Source organism: Dokdonella sp., from assembly GCF_044227025.1.
In the GTDB taxonomy this organism is placed as follows: Bacteria; Pseudomonadota; Gammaproteobacteria; order Xanthomonadales; family Rhodanobacteraceae; genus Dokdonella_A.
This window is the reverse complement of the sequence record NZ_JBGAFX010000001.1, coordinates 492,404-511,595: the sequence shown is the minus strand read 5'-3', so window position 1 is coordinate 511,595 and position 19,192 is coordinate 492,404. Positions and strand designations below refer to the sequence as shown.

Below are 19,192 nucleotides of genomic sequence, written 5' to 3'. Positions count from 1 at the left end.
ATGGCGTCGGCTCGCATCCAGCTCGAAGTCCACGCCTTGGTCCTCGCCACGCTGTGCGCGTGGCCGATCGCGGCAGTCGCGGATGGCCCCGATCCCCTCGGGCCGATGTCGCCCTACCAGGGTGAAGCCGGGTCGAGTCGCGGCGTAAGCACGCAAGCGGCGCCGCAACTGGCCGTCGCGCAGTTGAACGGCCGCGAGTTGAACAGCGGCATCCCGATCATCGTTCAGCCGGATGGCGAAGCACTGGTCGCGCTCGAATACCTGTTGAACGCACTGTCGCTGAAGGCCGAACACGACGGCGAGGGCTATCGCGTCGAAACGCCGATCGGCACCGCCGTGCTCGCGCCGGCGAACCTGCACGAAGTGCAGGGTTACATCTACGTCGACACGGCCACGCTGTCGAAGGCATTCGCGAGCGACGTGCGCTTCGATGCATCCGAATACGCCCTGCGCATCGACACGAGTTGGAACCTGCCCGAGGCGAAGCAACGCGAGGCCGCCAACGGCGCACCGGTCGCCGCCGCCGACATCCGCGCCCCCTTCGCCAGCGTTTCCCAGGTGCGCAGCGAAATCGATTTCACGCGCGACGACAACGACCACCATGCGTTCATGACCACCGACCTCGGCGGCGCGCTCGGATCGGGCTATTGGCGCGCCCGCTACAACGACGACCTGGAGCAGACCCGCCGCTTCGACACGTGGTCCTGGGTGACCGGCTCGGGTGACCGTCGCTGGCTGCTCGGCCGCCAGATCGTCAGCCTCAACTCACTGCTGCCGACGTTCTACCTGACCGGTGCGCAGCTCGCGGCGAGCAATCGTCCTTCGATCGCGTTCGGTCCCACGCTCGGCTACGGCGAACTCGCGGCGAGCCGCTTCGACGCGCCACGGAGCGTGCGCGGCAAGGGTCCGCCTGGCGGCATCGCCGAGCTGCGCCGCAGCGGACAGGTCATCGCGCGTACGACCATCCGGCTCGACGGCAGCTACGAGTTCACCGACCAGGTGCTGAGCGGCCAGCTGGAGATCGCGGTGTACGAACGCGGCCATCCCGACGTGCCGCTGCGCGTCGAGGAAGTCAACGCGCAGGCGGCAGACCAGATGCTGCCGGCCGGCACCTGGCTGCAGCAGGCGGGGCTCGGCAGCACCGCCAATCCGCTCGATCCGAATTCGACCGAAGCAAGCCAGCCGGCCGGTTTCTACCAGTGGCGGCAGGGCATCACCAACAACTTCACGGCCCTCGTGGCACTGCAGGCCGTCGGCGATCACCGCAATGCGATGGCAGGTGCGGCTACGGCTCTGCCGGGATTCGGCACGTGGGCCGCGTTCGCCGCGCAGGGAGAAGACGGCAATGCCTGGCAGGTATTTGGCGACGGCGCGCGCGGCCACGCATTCTGGCGTGCGAATTTCCAGCACTTCGACGCCGGCTTCCTGACCGCGGATTCGGCGCCCCGCGAGGACTACAACGCCGAAGCCGGATGGGCATTCGGCTCGAGCCTGCGCGCGTCGCTGGTCGGCCGGCACTATCGCGATTCGTCCACCGCGCCGGTCGATTTCGTGAAGCCGGCGGTGGCGTGGCAACCGAATCCGAACATCGGAGTCAGCGCGCGACCCGATTTCGACGGCCACTACACCTTTTACGCCAACTGGGCGCCGCGACCGGACTGGCGTGTCGCGGTGACGCGTTACAACCCGCGCACCGATCTCGAGGTCGAACACCGCTACGCGCGCGGCTACGGCATTCGCGCGATGCTCACCGAAGACAGCAAGCTCGGCCATCGTTCGGCGCTCGTTGCCGACGGCTGGGGAATCGGCGGCCGTCGCATCGGCTGGTCGGCAGGACTGCTCGCCGGCAAAGGGCGTACGGGTTTTCTGCTCGATGCCGCCGGCGAGATCTACCCGGGTCTGTCGTTGCACGCGCAATATCTGGACGATCCGCTCATGCGCAACACGCAACCCGATCCTGGCGCGGTGCTGACCCTCGCCCTCGTCGCCGATTTCGCGATCACGCCATCAGGCATCGCGCGCGGGTCGTTTCGACCGGAACTGCTCAACGTCGGCGGAATCTCCGGCCGCATCGCCATCCCCGGCGGCGCATTCGATGCGGCACGCGTGGCCGGCACCGGCATCCTCGTCGATGGCCACATCCGTGGCGAAGTGGACGCGAACGGCCGCTTCTACCTGGCCGACCTCGCACCCGGCATCTACACGCTGGAGCTGGACACGGAAAAACTCCCGCTCGAGTACCAGCCGAGCAATCGCGCGCGCCGCGTCGAGGTCAAGGCAGGCGCGGTAACGCGCATCGATTTCCCGGTGAGCCTGAGCCTCGGCATCGCCGGCCGCGTGGCCGACGCGGCGGGGCGTCCGTGCGCGAATGCGCCGGTTGCCGTCGCCGATGCGACCGGCAAGGTTCTTGCTGAAACCCACACGGACGGCTGGGGCTACTATCGCGTCGACGGCCTGCCGCCCGCTTCCTACCGGGTTTCCAGCATGGTGGCCGCCATGCCGGTCACGCGCACATTCACGTTGCGCGATCGCTTCCTGTTCGGACAGGACCTGATCGCAGGCCATCAGGAGCAAGGTCCGTCGCCATGAATACTCCACGCACCCTCGCATTGTTCGCCTTCGCGGCGCTCGCCGGCAGCACGGCGGTCCAGGCCCAGGTCCTCGTCAACGGCAATTTCGAAACGGGCACGCTTGGCGGCTGGACCACGGGGGGAACCAATGCAGCCGCGGCAATCCGCGCGAGCAACATCGCGACCCTGCCGGCGGGCACCGTGGTGCCGCAGCCGCCGGGCGAACCGGCGACGAACTGGTTCGCGATCGTCTCGAGCGGCCCGGGCAACCGCAATGGCGCGGCGCAGCTCTACGACGGCAACACCACCTCCGACTACGACCTCGCCACGCTCAGCCAGACGTTCGTGCTGCCCGCGGCGCCGGGCGTCGTCAGCTTCGACTGGAACTACCCGAGCAGCGAGCAGGACCAGGGCGACAATTTCGACGACCTGTTCGATCTGCAGGCGAACGGCACGCGCATCTGGTCCGGCAGCTCGTGCAAGGCGAACAGCAGCAGCTACTCGAATTTCCCGAACGCGCCCTGCACCGGCCTGACCCAGCGCGACTGGACCGTGAGCGGTCCTGCCGCCGTCACCGGCACCGTGCTGCGCTTCGGCATGGGTGCATGGCAGCACGTATGCGTGCCGCTGCCTTCCGCGCTGGCTGCGGGCAGCAATGTCACGTTGCGCTACGCCGTACTCGACCAGAACGACAACGGCTTCGACTCGGCCCTGCTGCTCGACAACGTGCGCGTCGGCAGTGCCTGCGACGCGACGATCACCGACGCGGTGCGCCAGCTGACCAATACCGGCGGGCAGGACGTGACGCTGAAGAACGGCACGATCATCGTGCGACCGGTCACCAACAGCAAACCGTCGGTCGACGACACCGGCACGAATGCCGCATTCATTTCCGAAGCGAATCTCACCGGCGACAATCCGAACCTGCTCACCCAGGTGTACCTGTGGAACGGTTCGGCGTTCGCGCGCGCGACGTCGCTGATCGTCGACGCGACCGGCAGCGTCGACAGCGTGGCGCTGTCCGGCGCGACCGACGCCACGTTCAAAGGCCGCTACGTGGCGATCTCGGCCCGCCTGAGCAGCAGCGCGAGTGCGCAGATCTACCGCTACGACCGTTCCACCGGCACCCTCTCGAGCGTGACCGCGACCAGCAATTGCGACAGCGGCGGGCAGTACGCGCTCGACAACGTGAATCCTTCGATCAGCACCGACGGATCGCGCATCGCGTGGGAATCGGAGTGCGCAGCGCTCACCGGCGCCGCGAACGGCGTCAAGCGCATCGTCTATGCGACGCTGGCCGGTTCGACCTGGACGGTGAAGGCTCCGCTCACCGACGCCGGCACGTGCACCGCGAACAATCCGCGCATGAACCGCAGCGGCAACGGTCAGTACCTCGCGTTCGACTCCACCTGCAACCCGCTCGGCGGCGGCAACAACAGTGCCGGCAACCGCCTCGTGTTCCGCCACGACACCACCTTGACCGGAACGGCATCGTTCAAGCAGGTACCCGGCGCCGCCACCGTGCTGGCGGTCAGCCCCAGTCTCGACACGAGCGGACGCTACCTGTTCCACCTGCGCTTCGACACCGGCACCGGCCATTCGGAAATCTGGCGCTACGACACCAACGGTTCCGGCACCAATGCGCAGTTGACGACGACCGCGACCAGCAACCTGTTCCTCGACGTGTACGCATCGGGAAACACCACGAGCGCGCGCCTCGCCTACGAGCGCCTCGACATCAACACCAATTTCGCCGAGGTCGGCTACGCGACGATCAGCGGCACCACCGCGACGCTGACGCCGGTCGGCCAGGGCTTCGCTTCGCTGTTCGGCAGCCCGCAGCTGATCACCGGCGCGCGGATCGGACTGGATGCGGCCGTTCCTGTCGTGACGTTCTACTCGGACTTCGATTTCCTCGATACCAACGCCGACACCAATCCCGAACTCTTCCAGGCCCGCGGCCAGTGAGAACGATCATGAACAGGTCTGCTTGCGCCCTCCGTCTGCTGCCCGTTGCGTTCGCGTTCGTCGGCTCCGTCGCGCTGGCACAGCGCACGCCATCGACCGGCGTCGACCCGTACGGTTACACCTTCCACGATTCGCTCGGCGCGCAATGCCCGATGCAGGCGATCGACATCGGCGCCTCCGCACCGCTGGCGTTGACCGCGGCGAGCGGCGACTACAGCGCCCGCGACGAAGGCGCCGCGGTGGTTCCGCTGGCAGCACCGTTCGAGCTGTTCGGCATCCCGCTCGGCACGCTGGTCGCTTCAAGCAATGGCTATCTCGCTGCAGCGGGCAGCGTCGCGAGCGAGAACGGCGCCGACTACCGCAGCGCCTGCCCGCTGCCGGCGATCGGCGTGAACGGTCCGGCCGCGCAGGCGCGCATCTACGTCTACCACGACGACCTCAGCGGCGACATCGGCAGCGGCGACATGCGTACGCAGTACTTCGCGCAATGTCCGCGCGCGAGCGATTCCGGTGCTCTGGAAGCGTGCACGGTCGTCGACTGGGACGGCTGGGGCACGCCGGCCGCAGGCGGTCTCGCGATGCAGGCCGTGCTCTACCACACGAGCTGGGAGATCGCGCTGCAGTATCGCTCGCTCGATCCTTCCGCCGGTGCGCACGCGACGGTGGGCGTGCAGGATCCGGCGAACGCCCGCGGTGCGGCGGCGCGCTGCGGCGGCGCTCAGCCAATTCCCGCGCCGGGGGCGATCTGCCTGTTCGACCCGCGCTTCCCGCCGGGATCGCTCGGCAGCGACGTCCTCTTCGCCAACGGGTTCGATACGATCGCCGGGAAACGGGCGCTGCGCGCGCATTGACCTTGACGAGTATTCGCGCGGACGCGCGCGGATCCGAAAGCCCGACCGAGGCTCAGCGCGAGGAAACGTATTTCTCGCGGCGGATATGCGGCACCGGCAAGCCGGCCTCCTTCAGCTGCGCGAACGCCTCGTCGACCATGTTCGGGTTGCCGCACAGGTACGCGATGTCGCTCGCCGCATTCGGGCCGAGTTCGCCGAGCGCGACCTGCGCGCGGCCGTGGCGATCGTGCGGACGCGGCACCGCGCGCGGCGTGCGGCTGAGGCAGGGGTGGAACGTGAAGCCGGGGACTTCACGCGCGAACGCCTCGAATTCCTCGCCGTAGAGCAGCTCGGTTTCGTTGCGCGCGCCGTAGACGAGCGCGAACGTGCAGCCGCGTGACTGCGTCAGTTTGCGGATCTGCGGCAGCATCGCGCGGTAAGGCGTGACGCCGGTGCCGGTCGCGACCAGCAGATAACGCGCATTGGTGTCGGCATCCATCAGGCAGAAGCGCCCGTACGGACCGCTCGCATCGATCGTGCCGCCCTCGTCGAGCCTGGACAGCAGTTCGGTCGCCGCGCCGCCGTCGACATACGACACGGCGATCTCGATGCGCTGCACCGGACTGCTGCCGTCGCCGACGGTGCCGACCGAGTAGCTGCGCTTGGTCGGCTTGCCGTCGGCGTAGTGGAAATGGATCTGGATGAACTGGCCCGGCACGAATGCGAACGGCGCGCCGTCGTCGCGCTCGAACGCGAGGTGGCGGACCGAGGGAGCGAGCATGTGGCTGGCGGCGAGGCGGAGCTTGAAATGTTCCATCGAGGCAGCAGGTAGGGGCGGCAAAACGGCCCGCTATACTAGCAGGCAGCCGCGCGACGACCCTGACAGCGGGAAAACAAGGCCCCCATGACCACGATCCCCGCGCTCGATGTCGTCGAGCTCAAGAAGACCTACGCGAACGGCGTCGAGGCGCTCAAGGGCATCTCGCTGAGTGTCCAGCCCGGCGATTTCTTCGCCCTGCTCGGCCCGAACGGCGCCGGCAAGTCGACCCTGATCGGCATCCTCTCCTCGCTGGTCAACGCGAGCAGCGGCGACGCGCGCATCTTCGGCGTGTCGATTCGCGAGCAGCGCAGCGCCGCGATGCGCCTGATCGGCCTGGTGCCGCAGGAGATCAACTTCAACATGTTCGAGAAGCCGTTCGACATCTGCGTGAACCAGGCCGGCTTCTACGGCATTCCGCGCGCGGAAGCGGCGCGACGCGCCGAGAAATACCTCAAACAGCTGCAACTGTGGGACAAGGCGTTCGGCGTCGCGCGCGCTCTCTCCGGCGGCATGAAGCGGCGCCTGATGATCGCCCGCGCAATGATGAGCGAGCCGCGGCTGCTGATCCTCGACGAACCGACTGCCGGCGTCGACATCGAGATCCGCCGCTCGATGTGGAAGTTCATCAGCGCGATCAACGCGGCCGGCACCACCGTTATCCTGACCACGCACTACCTCGAGGAAGCCGAGCAGCTCTGCCGCAACATCGCGATCATCGACAAGGGCCGGATCATCGAGAACACGACCATGAAGGCGCTGCTGTCGCGGCTCGACGTCGAGACCTTCGTGCTCGACCTCGAACGGCCGGTCGACGCGCTGCCGGACGTACCCGGCGTGCGCTTCACGCGCATCGACGACGTCACGCTCGAAGCGGAGATGTCGCGCGAGCACGACCTCAATTCGATGTTCGCCGCGCTGACCGCACATGGCATCGCGGTGCGCTCGATGCGCAACAAGGCGAACCGGCTCGAGGAACTGTTCGTGCGCCTGGTCGAGACCGGCACGACCGATGCCGCGAAGGTGGCCGCATGAACGGCGTCGCCGCCCGCCCGAACCTGGTCGCGTTCGCGACCATCACGCGACGCGAGGTCGTGCGCATCCTGCGCATCTGGATGCAGACCCTGCTGCCGTCGGCGATCACGATGACCCTGTACTTCGTCATCTTCGGACGCATGGTTGGCAGCCGCATCGGCGAGATCGTGCCCGGCATCGGCTACATCGACTACATCGTGCCCGGCTTGATCATGATGGCGGTGATCACCAACAGTTACGGCAACATCTCCTCGTCGTTCTTCGGCGCCAAGTTCGGCCGCCACGTCGAGGAAATGCTTGCGTCACCAATGCCGGGCTGGGTGATCCTGGCCGGCTACGTCGCCGGCGCGGTGCTGCGCGGCCTGATGGTCGCGGCGATCGTGTTGTTGATCTCGCTGTTCTTCACGCGCATCCACCTGTACCACCCGCTGGTGACGTTCTCGACCGTGCTGCTGACCTCGGTGGTGTTTTCACTCGCCGGTTTCGTCAACGCGGTGTACGCGAAGAAGTTCGACGACATCGCGCTGGTCCCAACCTTCGTGCTGACCCCGCTGACCTACCTCGGCGGCGTGTTCTATTCGGTCAACCAGCTTGGTTCGCCATGGCGCGAACTCAGCCATGCCAACCCGATCCTGTACATGGTCAATGCGTTCCGCTACGGGCTGCTCGGCATCAGCGACATCTCGATGACGATCGCCTACGTGGTGATGGTCGGCTTCGCGGTCGTGCTCGCCGTGGTCGCGCTGGGCTTGCTCGAACGCGGCATCGGCCTGCGCAGCTGAAGCCACCCTGTGGGAGCGGCGGAAGCCGCGATGCCCTTGAGCGTTGAGGACTGAAGGTCGCAGAGCATCGCGGCTTCCGCCGCTCCCACAGTGGACTCGTGCTTCCCGCTGCGCCGATCGTCCGGTGTGCGCCCATGCGAACAGTGCGTCGTCGCCGCGGCGACTGGTGCCGGCGCCGCGCGCACCCTACCTTGGGACACAGCAGTGCCCGACGCGGGCACGACGGAGACGACCATGATCGAACGCAGGCCATTCAACCAGCTCGGCGGTGCCGACCACGGCTGGCTCAAGGCGAAGCACCACTTCTCGTTCGCCGGATATCACGACCCCGCGCGCATGCACTGGGGCAACCTGCGCGTCTGGAACGACGACGAGATCGCCGCGCAGTCGGGTTTTCCGCCGCATCCGCATGCGGACATGGAAATCATCACCTACGTGCGCGACGGCGCGATCACCCACAAGGACAGCCTCGGCAACCAGGGCCGCACCGAGGCCGGCGACGTGCAGGTGATGAGCGCGGGCACCGGCATCCAGCACGCCGAATACAACGTCGAGAACGAAACGACGCGCATCTTCCAGATCTGGATCGTGCCGACGCAGCGCGGCGGCGCGCCGTCGTGGGGCGCCCGACCGTTCCCGAAGGGTGACCGTTCCGGGCGTTTCGTCGCGCTCGCCAGCGGCATCGCCGGCGACGGCGACGCATTGCCGATCCGCACCGACGCGCGCGTGCTCGGCGCTACGCTCAAGGCCGGCGAATCGACGCGCTATGAACTCGGAGCGGGACGTCACGCCTATCTCGTGTCGGCGAAAGGCCCTGTTGAAATCGACGGTGTGCGCCTCGACGCACGCGACGGCGCGGCAATCCGCGATGTCGACGCTTTCAACGTGACCGCACTCGAAGACGCCGAGGTCGTGCTCGTCGACAGCGCCTGAGCGGTGCAAACAGCGCCCGGAAGTGTCGGCCGCACACTCAGCCCCAAGAGCATCGCGGCTTCCACCGCTCCCACAGGGAAGCGCTGTTGTGGGAACGGCGGAAGCCGCGCGTTCCCGTATGTCGTTCGACACCGCATCGCTCTCCAAGCAGCGCTCACTCCGGACGAAGCGTGCCGGGTTCATGACCGGCCGCGGCGCAGCGGGCAAGATCGGCAACCTTTCGAGGAACGCGGGGCCTATAGTGCGAAGCACGGTGTCGCTGCTCGCGCACCGAAACGCTTGCTGGTCCGGAGATTGCCATGAACGCTTTCCGCACCGTCCTGATTTGCGGTTTGTTGATCGGCTCCCATGCCGTGGCAGGTGCCATGGAACCCGTCGAACCGCTCGACTTCGACTGCCCATTGAACGTCCTGCCCAGCCAGCGCGCGGTCGGTCGCGTGCTCGGGCTCGACAATTTCTGGCAGACCTATCGCATGCGCGTGCGCCTGATGGAACGCGTACGCGCAGCCTGCGCGCAAGGCGCGGTCGCGGTGCGCGTGTTGCCCGACGACCGCGCACCAAGCCGTTCGCCGCCGCTGGTCGTGGCGCTGCGCTAGCCAGCGCCGCGGTGCTCGCCGCGATAGCGCACCGAGCCTGCGCCGTACAGCATCCAGTATGCGCGGCTACAGCGCGAAGAAGGTGCGCGCGTTCGCGCTGGATGCCGCCGCGGTGGTGGCGGCGTCTTCGCCACGCGCATGCGCGACCGCCTTGCAGATGTGGGCGAGGTGCATCGGCTCGTTGCGCCGGTGCGACGGTTTCGGATGCAGGTCCCGCGGCAAAAGGTACGGCGCGTCGGTCTCGATCAGCAGGCGATCGGTCGGGATCAATTCCACGAGTTGGCGCAGATGCTGGCCGCGGCGTTCGTCGCAGATCCAGCCGGTGATGCCGATGAAGAAACCCCTGTCGAGGTAGTCGACGAGTTCCGCGCGCTCACCGGTGAAGCAGTGCACGACCGCGCGGCCGATGCGGCCCTGCACGTTGTCCATGCAGGCGATGAAATCCGCGTGCGCGTCGCGCTGGTGCAGGAACAGCGGCTTGCCGCTGTCGATCGCTATGCCAAGCTGGCGCTCGAACGCGGCGACCTGCGCGGCGTGCGGGGAATAATCGCGGAAGTAGTCGAGGCCGGTTTCGCCGACCGCCCTCACCTCGGGGGTTGCGACGAGTTGGCGCAGCAGCGCGTCCGTGTCGTCGTCGTACTCGTGCGCATGGTGCGGATGCACGCCGGCGGTCGCATGCAGGAAGCCGGGGTGTGCCTGCGCCAGTGCGTGCGCGGCGCGGCTGCCGCCGGCGCTCGCGCCGGTGACGACGATCTGGTCAACACCATGTTCGCGCGCACGCGCCAGCACGGCATCGAAATCGGGGCGGAACGACTCGTGGGTGAGGTTCGCGCCGATGTCGACCAGCGTTAGGTTCGGGTGCGGCATGGTGGCGGCCCTATCTTCCGGCAACGCAAACGCGCGATTATGCGCACTCCGCGGCAGGCTCGCACCCGGCGCGGTTCACAGCGAATTCATCGCCGCTCGTGGATGCTCGCGCGGCCAACCCAAGGGGTTTCCCAATGAAAAGCTCGCTCCGCCTGACCTTCGCCCTTGCCGCAGGCCTGGTCGCCCTGCCTGTGTTCGCGGCTGACACGGCCGCTTCCGACGCGTCCTACCACGACGCCGCCGTCGCAAAAATGCGCGCGCAGCTTGCGCAGGCCTTCGCTGAAGGGCGCAGCAACCAGCAGAAGCGCAGCAAGGCGCAAGGCAACAACGTTTTTCCGGGTACTCCGCTCGCAAACGAATTCCGGGCCTATCCGCCAAGCTGCGCCGCGTGGCCACTGCCGGATCGGCCAAGCGGCCAGACCTGGAGTACGCGCATGCCGCTGTTTACGCGCGACTTCAATTCCGGCGCGCAGGCACCCTCGGAAACCGTGACGGTCACGATTTGGCGCATCGCCTGCAGCAGCTCCGGCAGCCTGGCGCCCTACAACACCGATGGCGGTTTCAATGCGATGACGCTGATGCGCATCGATCGTGATTCCGGCAGGGAAGGCCACAAGGACGTCTATCCGACATTCCCCTACCTGTTCATCAAGCAGGGCAACGTCGACTACAGCGACCTTGCCAGCTTCGTCCGCGCAGCATCCGAACCGAATACCTATGTTTCGGATGGCCCTGGTGATGCACCGATTTTCTACAGCACGACCTACGTTCTGGAGAACCAATACGGTCCGACGGCGGATTATCTGCATCTTTACAGCTACGCGTTCAAGTTGCTTGTCAACCCGTACATCAACGGTGTAAACCCGGTCGAGTTCAACATCCCCGACTACAGCCCGACCCAGTCGACCTACCCCGACGCATTCGCGCCGCTCCCGCTCGACGGCTACTCCGCCGCGCAGTGGATCAACACCGTGCACAACGAAGGCCTGCTCGTGCAGATGACCGAGCAGCCGCAGTCGAACGGCTCGACCGTGCGCCAGCTCGTGTTCGACCTGCTGACCGAGGACCTCAACGGCGATCCGCTGTGGCTGGTCGGCAATGCCGCGTTCAACGTCGGCCAGACCAGCGTCACGGCGCAGGTCGCCTACCTCGGCAACAACCTCTCGCAGCACCCGTACGGCACGATGAAGTTCCAGGTCAGCGACTGCAACCACCTCGACGTGACGTTCACCGCGAATTCCGGCCTGCCGGCGCCGATTCCGACCATCAATGGGCTGACGACCTATGACCGCCTGTTCACGCCGAATGGCATGACCTGCGAATAAGCCACGGCCCTCGTTTCAGCGGCGCGATCGGCAACGGTCGCGCCGCTTTTGTTTCGAGCCTGTCTGAAATCCGCACCGCTCGCGTCGAGCGCCGCGGAACGAAGGTCCGCGAAGTCGAAACACCGGCATGCCGCGGCCTGCGGAAGCTGCGCGCCAGGCTCCGGCAACGCGCCCCAACCCTGCGCTCTCCCTAATGGAGAAGCTGAAATGCAGCGCCGTTGCGCGCGCGCATCCCTACAATGCGCGATGCCTCCTGCACCCGTTCCCCCCGCACCGCAACCGATCGACGCGATCCTGCCCGAGCTGCTGGCGGCGCTCGCGAACGGCACGCGCCTCGTGCTGGAAGCGCCACCCGGCGCCGGCAAGACCACGCGCGTGCCGCCGGCGTTGCTCGATGCGGACTGGCTCGGCGGGCGCAAGGTGCTGCTGCTCGAACCGCGTCGCATCGCCGCGCGCGCGGCGGCGGGATTCATGGCGGCACAATGCGGCGAGCGCGTCGGCGAGACGGTCGGCTACCGCATCCGCTTCGAGTCGAAGGTGTCGGCGGCGACGCGCATCGAGGTCGTCACCGAAGGCATCCTCACGCGCATGATCCAGGACGACCCGGAGCTCGCCGGCGTCGGCGCGATCCTGTTCGACGAATTCCACGAGCGCCACCTGCACGGCGATCTCGGCGCCGCGCTCGCTCTCGACGTGCAGGCGAACCTGCGGCCGGACTTGCGCCTCGTCATCATGTCGGCGACGCTCGACGGCGAACGCGTCGCACGCTGGCTCGACGCACCGCGCCTCACCAGCAAAGGACGCAGCTTTCCGGTGCGGATCACGCATCCGCCCGCGCGCGCGGGCGAAGCGTGGCCCGCGCGCGGCTGGGCGTTCGGCGTGCGTCGCGCGATCGAACTCGCACTCGCCGAAAGCGATGGCGACGTACTCGTGTTCCTGCCCGGCAAACGCGAGATCGAGCGCGTGCGTGCAGCACTCGCCGAGGTCGATTGCAGCAATGGTGGCAGCGGCCACGTCGTGATCGTGCCACTGCACGGCGACCTCGCCCTCGCCGAGCAGCATGCCGCCCTCGCACCGGCCTCGGCGGGCACGCGCCGCGTAGTGCTGGCGACGAATGTCGCCGAGTCGAGCCTGACCCTGCCCGGCATCCGCGCGGTGGTCGATCTCGGCCTCGCGCGCGAACCGCGCTTCGATCCGAACTCGGGTTTCACGCGACTCGACACCAGCAACATCGCACAGTCTTCCGCCGACCAGCGTGCCGGTCGCGCCGGGCGCGTCGCTGCCGGCAACGCGTACCGGTTGTGGCCGCAGAGCCGTCGCCTCGATGCGGAACGCACGCCGGAAATCGCGCAGGTCGAGTTGTCGCAACTCGCGCTCGAACTCGCCGCATGGGGTTCCGACGAACTGCGCTGGCTCGACGCGCCGCCCGCGGGCGCGCTTGCGCAGGCACGCGACCTGCTGCGCCGGCTCGGCGCACTCGATGCGGACGGGCGCATCACCGCGCTCGGCCGGCGCATGCTTGCATTCGGTGCGCAGCCGCGCCTTGCGGCAGCGGTATTGCGCGCACCCGCGACATCGCAGGCGCTCGCGTGCGACGTCGCCGCGCTGGTGGAAGCGCGCAATCCGTTGCGCGGCGGTGCCGGCCGCAACGACGATTTCCGTGTGCGCATCGCCGCATTGCAGGCGTGGCGCGAGCGCGATCACGCGCTGGTGCGCGCGACCGGTGCAGATGTCGGCGCACTCGCCGCGGTCGCGCAGGCCGCCGACGCGTGGCGCCGCCGATGTGGGAGCGGCGGAAGCCGCGATGCTTCACGTCCCGCTCGCGGCAAGAGCATCGCGGCTTCCGCCGCTCCCACAAACGCCATTGCCGCTGCAGGTATTCCTGCATCGTCGACCGCCGTGGGCGATTTGCTCGTGCATGCCTTTCCCGACCGCATTGCGCGCCAGGATGCGAACAATCCGCGCCGCTACACGCTCGCGAACGGTCGCGGCGCGCGCCTCGCCGACGACAGCGCGCTGTACGGCGAGCCGTGGCTGGTGGTGGTGGACCTGCGCAGCGAGGATCGCGACAGCCTCGTGTTCGCTGCAGCGCCGTTCGATCCCGACCTGCTCGAACGCGAGTTCGCGCCACGCCTTTCACTCGCGCGCGTCGTGCGCTGGAACCGCGACACGCGCGCGGTCGAGGTGAGCGAGGAACGTCGCTTCGACGCGATCGTGCTCGAACGCCGCAGTGTTCCGGCACGCGCGGAGGACACGGTGCCTGCATTGATCGCCGCCGTGCGCGAGCTGGGTCTCGACGCTTTGCCGTGGAGCGAGCATGCGCGCGAGCTGCGCCAGCGCGTCGAATCGCTGCGCGGCTGGTGCCCCGAACTCGGGCTGCCCGATTTTTCCGAAGCGAACCTGCTGGCGACGCTGGAGCAATGGCTCGTGCCGTACCTCGCGAACAAGCGTCGCCTCGATGCGCTCACCGCGGCGGAATTGTCCGAAGCGCTGTCGGCGCGCCTCGGCTTCGGCCTGCGCCGCACGCTCGACGAACAGGTGCCGATCGCGATCACGGTGCCGAGCGGAATGGAACGGCGCATCGCCTACACGGCCGACGCGCCGCCGGTGCTCGCGGTCAGGCTGCAGGAACTGTTCGGCCTCGCCGATACGCCACGCATCGCCGGCGGCAGGATCGCACTGACCCTGCACCTGCTTTCGCCCGGCGGCAAGCCGGTGCAGGTCACGCAGGACCTCAGGAGTTTCTGGGAACGCACGTATCCGGAAGTGAAGAAGGAACTCAAGGGCCGTTATCCCAAGCATCCGTGGCCGGACGATCCGTGGAGCGCAAAGCCGACGCATCGAGCGAAGCCGCGGGGGACGTGAGTGGGGTTTCGTGGGTTGTCCTTCTTGAAGTGGATCGCGCTTGTTTGTTTCGCAAATGACGACCAGCGTCCGTGCGTGTTCGTCCCGCATCTCGCGACAACCGGCCCGCGTCCGTGCAGGTTCGTCCCGCATCCCTGCGGGCCGGTTTCTTTCTCTTGCTTGTCCAAGAGAAAGAAACCAAAGAGAAGGACACCCCGACAGCGCCGCCTTCCGCTGCGCGGAAGGTGCGTGAACGTCGGCCGGGGTTCGCCGACGCTGCATCCTGCATCGCGGCGAACGCGCGCGCGTCCTGCGCGCGCCCCTGCGGGCCTTATCGACCGCCGTCCACCGGCGCTGAAGGGGACCCGGAAGCAAAGCAGCGTCCTCCTGCGCGCGCCCGCAGCCGAAAGCCAACGCGATGGCTGTTTTTCGAGCGGCATCAAGCGCGATACTTCTGCGCGCGGGAGCGCGCTGCTCTTCCACCGGGGTGCCCTTGCGGCACGGCGAGCGGGTGGAGGATCCGCCCGAAGGGGCGCGCGCACGATGCGCGCGCGTTCGTTGCGGTCCATGGATGGACCGTCAACGAACCCCGCAACCCGATCGCGCAGTCAGCGGGCAGGAGCCCGCTGACCGGGCCGCCTGGGGTGTCCTTTCTCTTGGTGACTTCTCTTTGGACAAGCAAAGAGAAGTTACCGGCCCGCAGGGATGCGGGACGAACCTACAGGGACGTGGGTAGGTTTTCGTGAAGAAGCCCGATTTACGAAACAACGAAAGGACACAGCAAGAACACCCTCACCCTACACTCTCCCGCAAGCGGGAGAGGGAAAGAACGCCCGTCGCGTCGGAACAAGAGGAACAGAGACCGCCGAGCGTCAGCGACGCTGCCCCTCCCGCTGACTCACGATCACGCTGCCGAGGATCATCGCGCCGGCGATCAGCATCGTCGCGGTCGGCGTTTCGGCGAGCAGCGTCCAGCCCCAGAACACGCCGAACAACGGCACGAGGTAGGTGCAGGTGGTCGCGCGTGCGGCGCCGACACGCTGGATCAGGCGGAAGAAGACTGCGTAGGCAATGCCGGTGCAGAGCACTCCGAGCGCGATCGCACTGCCCCATGCGGCCTGCGAAGGTGACTGTGCAGGCCAGGTCGCCAGCGCGAACGGCGCGAGCAAGAGCGCGCCACAGCCGAGCGTGCCGGCGACCGCGGCGAGCGGCGGGACATCGGCGAACCAGCGCTTGGTGAAGTTCGCGGCAAAACCGTAGCACGCGGATGCGGCGGTACCGGCGAGCGCGGCCGAGAACACGTCGGAGCCCGCGATCTTGCCGCTCATCAGCACGACCACGCCGATGAAGCCGACCAGCATCGCAAGCGCGCGTCGCAGGCCGATGCGCTCGCCGTACACGAGCAGGCCGACCAGCGCGGCGAACAGCACGGTCAGGCTGTTCGCGATCGCGCCGATGCCGGCCGGCGCGCGTTCGGCGCCCCACGCGAACAGCGAGAACGGGATCGCCGAATTGAGCGCGCCGACGATCGCGAATTGTGCGATGCGCTTCGCGTCCACCTGCGCACGCGCGCGCCACAGGAACGGCAGCAGGATCAGCGCACCGAGCACGATGCGCACCTCGACCAGCGCGAACGGGCCGAACGGTTGGGCGGCGACACGCATGAACAGGAACGAGCCACCCCAGATCGCGCCGAGCAGGAGCAACTCGATCGGGGTCAACCAGTCGGTCCGCGGTGCGGTGGAGGCGATCGTCTGCGACATGTGCGTACCTCGTGGCGTCGGCCCATCGTCATGTGGCCACTATCGGCGATTTCCAGTCCATCGCAGGAACCGGTTCCTGGCGATTCGACGGAGCCGCTTGCGGTGCTTGCCGGTGACCACGCGCAACTTCGTTCCGCTGCGCTCGACCGGAACGATCTGGAGTTCTCAGGCGCGTCCGACGCGCAGGTGGAACTCCCAACGCACGCAGCGCGACTGCGCCGGATCGCCCCACGCCGCCGCGATTTCGGGTTCCACGATTGCTACCGGATCCAGACCGGTTGCCTTGAGGTAGCGCTGGGTCGCCGACCACGAACGCAGGTAGGCAAGGAACTGCGCGAGCGTCCATTCGACCTGCATGTCGAACGCCGGCGTGGCGATCTCGTCGAACGGGAACGGCAGCGTGCGATAACCCTCGTCGATGAAGCGCCGTTCGGGCGGCCAGTACGGACCGGTGAGGTCGACGTAGAGTCGGTTCTTCGCCGCATCGACCGCGGGCGCGACGCTGCAATCGGCGTAGCTCCACGCCGCGATCACGCCGCCGGGCTTGAGCACGCGCCGCACCTCGGCGTAGTAGCGCGCGTGGTCGAACCAGTGCAGCGCCTGCGCGACGGTGGCGAGATCGGCGCCCGCATCGCCGAGCGAACACGCCTCCGCCGGTTCGACGCGATAGTCGATGTTCGCGCACGTCTCGGCGTTGGCGATCTGCGTCGCACTCGGATCACTGGCATGCACGCGCGCGAAGCGCCGCGCCAGCGCAACGCTGGCCTGGCCGTTGCCGCAACCGGCATCCCACGCGAGATCGCGCATGCGGACCTGCGCGGCCAGCCAGTCGTACAACGCCTCCGGATAGGTCGGCCGCGCCTCGTGGTAGGCGCCTGCATGGGCGGAGAAATGATCCTTGAAGGACATGCTGCGGATGATACGCGCGACTGCCCGCGGGGCTAGCCGACGCTGCGCGTCGCGCCTGGGGCGAGACCATCGAGTGAATACGCACCGACGTGCGTGCGGATCAGGCGCAGGGTTGGCAGGCCGACGGCAGCGGTCATTCGGCGTACCTGTCGATTGCGCCCTTCACGGATCGTCAGGGAGAGCCATGCATCGGGAACGCTCTTGCGAAAGCGCACGGGTGGATCGCGCGGCCACAGCCAGTGCGGTGCGTCGACGGCGGTGACGTCGGCGGGCAGGGTGATGCCGTCGTTGAGTTCGACCCCGTCCCGCAACGCATCGAGCGCGTTCGCATCCGGCGTTCCTTCGACCTGCACCAGATACGTCTTCGGTTGCTTGTGGCGCGGATCGGTCAGGTGATGGGCGAGCGCGCCATCATCGGTGAGCAGCAGGAGGCCTTCGCTGTCGTGGTCGAGCCGACCAGCCGGATAGACGTCCGGCGCGTGGATGAACTCCGCCAGCGTGCGCCGCGGCGGATCACTGCGGTCGGTGAACTGGCACAGCACGCCGTACGGCTTGTTGAACAGGACCAGCATGCGGAGCTGCGGGATCGGGCGGGACGATGGGAGGCCGGCGGCGGCGCCGCCGACCTCGCAGGCGTCGTCAATCCTTCGGCTTGAACACGTTGTCGGCACCCGGCTTGACGAACTTCAGGGTCATGCGGTCCGATTCCCCGATCGCGAGATACTTGTCCTTGTCCTTGTCGCCGAGTTCGAGCGTCGGCGGCAGCGTCCACACGCCCTTCTCGTAGTCCTTCGTGTCCTTCGGATTCGCATTGATCTCGCTCGACGCGACCAGCTTGAAGCCGGCGTCGGTGGCGAGCTTGACCACCATGTCCTGCGGCAGGTAGCCCGAGTCCTTGATCTTCTCGAACTCGGCGCCGGCGGCGGCGCGGTGATCGGTCACGCCGAGCGTGCCACCGGGCTTGAGCACGTCGAAGAACGCCTTGAACATCAGCGGCGCGGTGTCGTTCATGGCCCAGTTGTGCACGTTGCGGAACGTCACCACGACGTCGGCGGAACCGGGCGCACCGAACGACGGTGCCTTGCCGTCGAATTCGACCGTCCTGGCTTCGCCATAGCGCGCGGCATCGCCTTCGAATTTTTTCTGCAACGCGCTCTTGTCCTGCGCGGCCTCGCCCTCCGGCTTCTTCGGCTTCGACACCGCGGCGATGTAGCTGCCATTGCCTTTCATCAGCGGCGCAAGGATCTCCGCATACCAGCCGCCGCCCGGGGTGATCTCGATCAGCGTGTCGCCGGGCTTGATGCCGAAGAACGCGAGCGTTTCCTTCGGATGGCGATACGCGTCGCGCGCCTTGTTCGCGGCGGAACGCCAGTCGCCGGCGAGCACCGTGTCGAGCTTTGCTCCCAGCAGGTCGGCCGCACTCTGCGGCGGCGTCGGTTGCGCGGGCTGGTCGACCGGCGCGGGCGCTGGCTTCGGCGCGGTCGCGACCGGTGCGGCAGGTTGCTGCTGCGAGCCGCAGGCGGCGAGAGCGAGTGCGAGCGGAATCAGGGCGAGCTTGTGCATGGCGAATCCTCGAAGCCGGAATGCATGGGGGCGCGAGGGTAACACAGCGTTCGTTCAGGCATTTCCGACTCCGCGCTGAACCGTTCTCGACGCAGGTCACTCGGTGTTCACGGCTTCGACCGCATCGTCCGGTGCGTGATCGTAGCCGCCGTAGCGTGCGGCGGCGTTCGCGTCTCTCATCCATTGAAGGAGTCCGCCATGCTGCACTACGCCATCGTGTTCCTCGTGATTGCGCTGATCGCCGCCGTGCTCGGCTTTGGCGGTATCGCCGGTGCCTCGGCCGGCATCGCCAAGATACTGTTCCTGGTCTTCCTGGTGCTGTTCGTCGTTTCCTTGATCGTCGGTCGACGCGGGCCGGGCGTGTAAGCGACCGGGCGGTGCCCGACGCCA

16 protein-coding genes are annotated in these 19,192 nt (G+C 67.5%); 10 read left to right on the top strand and 6 right to left on the bottom strand.

All coding sequences use genetic code 11. The features are described from left to right. Genes ACILRJ_RS02300 through ACILRJ_RS02290 form a run of 3 tightly spaced genes read left to right on the top strand, consistent with a single transcriptional unit; the run spans window position 1 to window position 5,389 of the window. Entirely contained in the window at window positions 1-2,589 is a 2,589-nt protein-coding gene (locus tag ACILRJ_RS02300) for a collagen binding domain-containing protein (RefSeq protein WP_395679956.1), read from the top strand. Further along, a complete protein-coding gene (locus tag ACILRJ_RS02295; protein ID WP_395679954.1) occupies window positions 2,586-4,538 on the top strand; it encodes a TolB family protein in 1,953 nt (650 codons plus the stop codon). Before ACILRJ_RS02300 ends, ACILRJ_RS02295 begins: the two co-directional genes overlap by 4 nt. A gap of 8 nt (window positions 4,539-4,546) precedes the next feature. Further along, on the top strand, window positions 4,547-5,389 hold the full coding sequence (locus tag ACILRJ_RS02290; RefSeq protein WP_395679952.1) for a hypothetical protein: 843 nt from the start codon (window positions 4,547-4,549) through the stop codon (window positions 5,387-5,389). 52 nt (window positions 5,390-5,441) lie between these two features. Here ACILRJ_RS02290 and ACILRJ_RS02285 read toward each other — a convergent pair whose 3' ends face one another. Beyond that, complete coding sequence (locus tag ACILRJ_RS02285) at window positions 5,442-6,185, bottom strand: FAD-binding oxidoreductase (RefSeq protein ID WP_395679950.1); 744 nt, start codon at window positions 6,183-6,185, stop codon at window positions 5,442-5,444. Between the two features lie 87 nt (window positions 6,186-6,272). Here ACILRJ_RS02285 and ACILRJ_RS02280 point away from each other — a divergent pair, with 87 nt between their 5' ends. The 4 genes from ACILRJ_RS02280 to ACILRJ_RS02265 all read left to right on the top strand — a co-directional run bounded on the left by ACILRJ_RS02280 (window position 6,273) and on the right by ACILRJ_RS02265 (window position 9,531). Then, on the top strand, window positions 6,273-7,220 hold the full coding sequence (locus ACILRJ_RS02280; protein WP_395679948.1) for an ABC transporter ATP-binding protein: 948 nt from the start codon (window positions 6,273-6,275) through the stop codon (window positions 7,218-7,220). Then, the gene (locus ACILRJ_RS02275; RefSeq protein WP_395679946.1) at window positions 7,217-8,002 is read left to right on the top strand and encodes an ABC transporter permease; all 786 of its coding nucleotides are present in this window, start codon (window positions 7,217-7,219) and stop codon (window positions 8,000-8,002) included. Before ACILRJ_RS02280 ends, ACILRJ_RS02275 begins: the two co-directional genes overlap by 4 nt. A gap of 234 nt (window positions 8,003-8,236) precedes the next feature. Then, entirely contained in the window at window positions 8,237-8,935 is a 699-nt protein-coding gene (locus ACILRJ_RS02270; protein ID WP_395679944.1) for a pirin family protein, read from the top strand. A 299-nt stretch (window positions 8,936-9,234) separates the two neighbouring features. Beyond that, window positions 9,235-9,531, top strand: coding sequence for a hypothetical protein (locus ACILRJ_RS02265; protein ID WP_395679942.1), 297 nt, complete (start codon window positions 9,235-9,237; stop codon window positions 9,529-9,531). 66 nt (window positions 9,532-9,597) lie between these two features. Here the strand turns inward: ACILRJ_RS02265 and ACILRJ_RS02260 are convergent, their stop codons facing one another. Continuing rightward, complete coding sequence (locus ACILRJ_RS02260; RefSeq protein ID WP_395679940.1) at window positions 9,598-10,398, bottom strand: TatD family hydrolase; 801 nt, start codon at window positions 10,396-10,398, stop codon at window positions 9,598-9,600. A gap of 134 nt (window positions 10,399-10,532) precedes the next feature. Between ACILRJ_RS02260 and ACILRJ_RS02255 the strand changes: the two genes are divergently transcribed. Then, the gene (locus tag ACILRJ_RS02255; RefSeq protein ID WP_395679938.1) at window positions 10,533-11,723 is read left to right on the top strand and encodes a hypothetical protein; all 1,191 of its coding nucleotides are present in this window, start codon (window positions 10,533-10,535) and stop codon (window positions 11,721-11,723) included. 246 nt (window positions 11,724-11,969) lie between these two features. Beyond that, a complete protein-coding gene (gene hrpB / locus ACILRJ_RS02250; protein ID WP_395679936.1) occupies window positions 11,970-14,588 on the top strand; it encodes an ATP-dependent helicase HrpB in 2,619 nt (872 codons plus the stop codon). Window positions 14,589-15,439: 851 nt separating this feature from the next. On the opposite strand, the gene ACILRJ_RS02245 is transcribed toward hrpB, so the two are convergent. The 4 genes from ACILRJ_RS02245 to ACILRJ_RS02230 form a co-directional block, all read right to left on the bottom strand. Further along, entirely contained in the window at window positions 15,440-16,330 is an 891-nt protein-coding gene (locus tag ACILRJ_RS02245) for a DMT family transporter (protein WP_395679934.1), read from the bottom strand. 165 nt (window positions 16,331-16,495) lie between these two features. Then, complete coding sequence (locus ACILRJ_RS02240; RefSeq protein ID WP_395679932.1) at window positions 16,496-17,239, bottom strand: class I SAM-dependent methyltransferase; 744 nt, start codon at window positions 17,237-17,239, stop codon at window positions 16,496-16,498. A gap of 32 nt (window positions 17,240-17,271) precedes the next feature. Then, a complete protein-coding gene (locus ACILRJ_RS02235; RefSeq protein ID WP_395679930.1) occupies window positions 17,272-17,811 on the bottom strand; it encodes an rRNA large subunit pseudouridine synthase E in 540 nt (179 codons plus the stop codon). A 67-nt stretch (window positions 17,812-17,878) separates the two neighbouring features. Further along, window positions 17,879-18,802: a class I SAM-dependent methyltransferase gene (locus tag ACILRJ_RS02230; RefSeq protein WP_395679928.1), complete on the bottom strand. Its 924-nt coding sequence runs from the start codon at window positions 18,800-18,802 to the stop codon at window positions 17,879-17,881. Between the two features lie 198 nt (window positions 18,803-19,000). On the opposite strand from ACILRJ_RS02230, the gene ACILRJ_RS02225 reads away from it, so the two are divergent. Continuing rightward, on the top strand, window positions 19,001-19,168 hold the full coding sequence (locus tag ACILRJ_RS02225) for a DUF1328 domain-containing protein (RefSeq protein ID WP_395679926.1): 168 nt from the start codon (window positions 19,001-19,003) through the stop codon (window positions 19,166-19,168). Window positions 19,169-19,192 lie beyond the last annotated feature (24 nt).

Bases quoted from the DNA above. Each gene is read 5' to 3' on its own strand.
- ACILRJ_RS02290 (WP_395679952.1), top strand. From the start codon at position 4,547: ATGAACAGGTCTGCTTGCGCCCTCCGTCTGCTGCCCGTTGCGTTCGCG.
- ACILRJ_RS02245 (WP_395679934.1), bottom strand. From the start codon at position 16,330: ATGTCGCAGACGATCGCCTCCACCGCACCGCGGACCGACTGGTTGACC.
- ACILRJ_RS02255 (WP_395679938.1), top strand. From the start codon at position 10,533: ATGAAAAGCTCGCTCCGCCTGACCTTCGCCCTTGCCGCAGGCCTGGTC.
- ACILRJ_RS02230 (WP_395679928.1), bottom strand. From the start codon at position 18,802: ATGCACAAGCTCGCCCTGATTCCGCTCGCACTCGCTCTCGCCGCCTGC.
- ACILRJ_RS02240 (WP_395679932.1), bottom strand. From the start codon at position 17,239: ATGTCCTTCAAGGATCATTTCTCCGCCCATGCAGGCGCCTACCACGAG.
- ACILRJ_RS02260 (WP_395679940.1), bottom strand. From the start codon at position 10,398: ATGCCGCACCCGAACCTAACGCTGGTCGACATCGGCGCGAACCTCACC.
- ACILRJ_RS02235 (WP_395679930.1), bottom strand. From the start codon at position 17,811: ATGCTGGTCCTGTTCAACAAGCCGTACGGCGTGCTGTGCCAGTTCACC.
- ACILRJ_RS02225 (WP_395679926.1), top strand. From the start codon at position 19,001: ATGCTGCACTACGCCATCGTGTTCCTCGTGATTGCGCTGATCGCCGCC.
- hrpB (WP_395679936.1), top strand. From the start codon at position 11,970: ATGCCTCCTGCACCCGTTCCCCCCGCACCGCAACCGATCGACGCGATC.
- ACILRJ_RS02285 (WP_395679950.1), bottom strand. From the start codon at position 6,185: ATGGAACATTTCAAGCTCCGCCTCGCCGCCAGCCACATGCTCGCTCCC.
- ACILRJ_RS02270 (WP_395679944.1), top strand. From the start codon at position 8,237: ATGATCGAACGCAGGCCATTCAACCAGCTCGGCGGTGCCGACCACGGC.
- ACILRJ_RS02275 (WP_395679946.1), top strand. From the start codon at position 7,217: ATGAACGGCGTCGCCGCCCGCCCGAACCTGGTCGCGTTCGCGACCATC.
- ACILRJ_RS02295 (WP_395679954.1), top strand. From the start codon at position 2,586: ATGAATACTCCACGCACCCTCGCATTGTTCGCCTTCGCGGCGCTCGCC.
- ACILRJ_RS02265 (WP_395679942.1), top strand. From the start codon at position 9,235: ATGAACGCTTTCCGCACCGTCCTGATTTGCGGTTTGTTGATCGGCTCC.
- ACILRJ_RS02280 (WP_395679948.1), top strand. From the start codon at position 6,273: ATGACCACGATCCCCGCGCTCGATGTCGTCGAGCTCAAGAAGACCTAC.
- ACILRJ_RS02300 (WP_395679956.1), top strand. From the start codon at position 1: ATGGCGTCGGCTCGCATCCAGCTCGAAGTCCACGCCTTGGTCCTCGCC.